At 68.6% G+C, this 1,874-nt stretch carries 2 protein-coding genes; one reads left to right on the forward strand and one right to left on the reverse strand.

Annotation, left to right across the window (positions count from 1 at the left end):
- Positions 1–365: 365 nt before the first annotated feature.
- Positions 366–1,157, forward strand: coding sequence for an IS5 family transposase (locus ACFW6P_RS32055; protein WP_386360178.1), 792 nt, complete (start codon positions 366–368; stop codon positions 1,155–1,157).
- Here ACFW6P_RS32055 and ACFW6P_RS32060 read toward each other — a convergent pair.
- Entirely contained in the window at positions 1,114–1,665 is a 552-nt protein-coding gene (locus tag ACFW6P_RS32060) for a hypothetical protein (protein WP_386360176.1), read from the reverse strand. The two genes, ACFW6P_RS32055 and ACFW6P_RS32060, sit on opposite strands and share 44 nt — an antisense overlap.
- Positions 1,666–1,874 lie beyond the last annotated feature (209 nt).

Here is a 1,874-nt window from a genome sequence, read left to right on the forward strand (position 1 = left end):
CGACATCTCGAAGCGTGGAGAACGGCCGCCTCCGCTGTCCCGGAAATAACCGCAGGTCAGCAGGTCGGGTGACCTGCGACGTTAAACGTCAAGCTTAGTAGCTGTTGTCTTTTCGATCTTGAGCGGTGGCGGTCGAACGCGGGTTCCCGGTCGGGTGATCTGGCCGTGGCCGGGGCATGAGGACGGGGCCTCCTGAACAACTCGTGGGTGTCGAATCCATAGAGCAACAGGAGGCCCCGGTGCCGCAGTCTTCCGTGTCGATGGGCGGGCAGTCCAACTCTGCCGCTCCAACGTGTGATTGCCTCGCGCACGTGTACGGCAACGCGGCTGACCGACCCGAGCGGCAGCGCCGGTACCCGTCGGACATGACGGACGTGGAGTGGGCTGAGGTCCGGCCGCTGCTGCCGGTGCCGGGCTGGATGCGCGGGCGGGGCGGCCGGCCGGAGGGGTACTGCCACCGCGCGGTGCTCGATGCGATCCGGTATCTCGTGGACAACGGGATCAAGTGGCGGGCGATGCCCGCCGACTTCCCGCCATGGGACCGCATCTACGCATTCTTCCGCCGCTGGCGCGACAACGCCCTGGTCAAGGAGTTCCACGACCGGTTGCGCGCGAGGGTCCGCGAGGAGCTGGGGCGGGACGCGCAGCCGTCGGCCGGTGTGATCGACTCGCAGTCCGTCAAGGCGGACGCCGTCGTCGGCGCGGACAGCCGCGGCTTCGACGGCGGCAAGCTGATCAACGGCCGCAAGCGGCACGTCGTGGTCGACACCCTCGGCCTGCTGCTGGGCGTGATGGTCACCGCCGCGGATGTCGGCGACCGCACCGCTGCCCAGGCCCTGCTTGAGCAGGTGGCCCAGGCACACCATCGCCTGGCCCTCGTCTGGGCCGACGGCGGCTACACCGGCAGCCTCGTCGAGTACTGCCTGGCCACGTTCACCCTGGTCCTGGCGATCGTCAAACGCAGCGACGACCAGAAGGGGTTCGTCGTGCTGCCCAAGCGGTGGATCGTCGAGCGCCTCTTCGCCCACCTGATGCGAAGCCGCCGCCTGGTGCGCGACTTCGAGCGCCGCACCACCAGCGCCGAGGCGATGGTCTACTGGTCGATGACCATGGTCATGACCCGCCGCCTGGCCCGCTCACGCCGCGGGCGAGCGTGAACCGGCCCGGCGCCGACTCAGCCAGCCAGCCGCGCGCGACCAGGCGTTTCGCCTTCGACCTCAACGCCTCCACCCGCGCCGGCACCACGTCCATGCCGAACAAAGCGGCCATCTCCTGGCAGGTCATCGGCCCTTGACGGAGCCGGGCGCGGTCCGCGAGCGCGGTGAGGATGCGCTGGTAGTCCACCGACAACGCCGACCACGCAAGCCCTTCACGCCACACAGGCACCTGCGACTTCGCCTTTGCCGCTTCCGGCGTTGACGATGCCTCCTCGGCCTGCCCGTCGGCGGTCGGTGCTGTCCGGTCGGCCTGGTCGTGGCCATGCTCCGTCTCCTCTGCCGGGGCAAGCACCTCGCCCACCCGCGAGCGAGCGATGGCCCATTCCTTCCAGTCCCGCTCGGCCACGGCCAATTCAGCCTGGATGCGGTCGGCCTCCTCCCGCAGCTCTTCCACGCGACGGCGAGCGACGACCTCGCGCTGTTCCAGCAGCCCCACGACCGACGGCATCCATGACCTCCACAGCAGCGGCGACACGACAGAGCACCACTCCCACAGGATCACCGGCCCTATGCCCGACCAGCGGAAACGCCGTCGTCAAGCCCGGAAAGACAACAGCTTCTTAGACGTTGTCTCATTTGGCGAGTCTGCGGTAGCAGATGAGGCTGCAGGCGATGGCGGTGAAGGCGAGGAAGTGTTCGGCCTTGCGTTCGTAGCGG

The sequence above is a fragment of the Streptomyces sp. NPDC058741 genome (genome assembly GCF_042746715.1).
Lineage (GTDB): Bacteria > Actinomycetota > Actinomycetes > Streptomycetales > Streptomycetaceae > Streptomyces.

What these genes read in the sequence shown, in the direction of transcription:
- ACFW6P_RS32055 (WP_386360178.1), top strand. Translation starts at nt 366, where the DNA reads ATGACGGACGTGGAGTGGGCTGAGGTCCGGCCGCTGCTGCCGGTGCCG.
- ACFW6P_RS32060 (WP_386360176.1), bottom strand. Translation starts at nt 1,665, where the DNA reads ATGCCGTCGGTCGTGGGGCTGCTGGAACAGCGCGAGGTCGTCGCTCGC.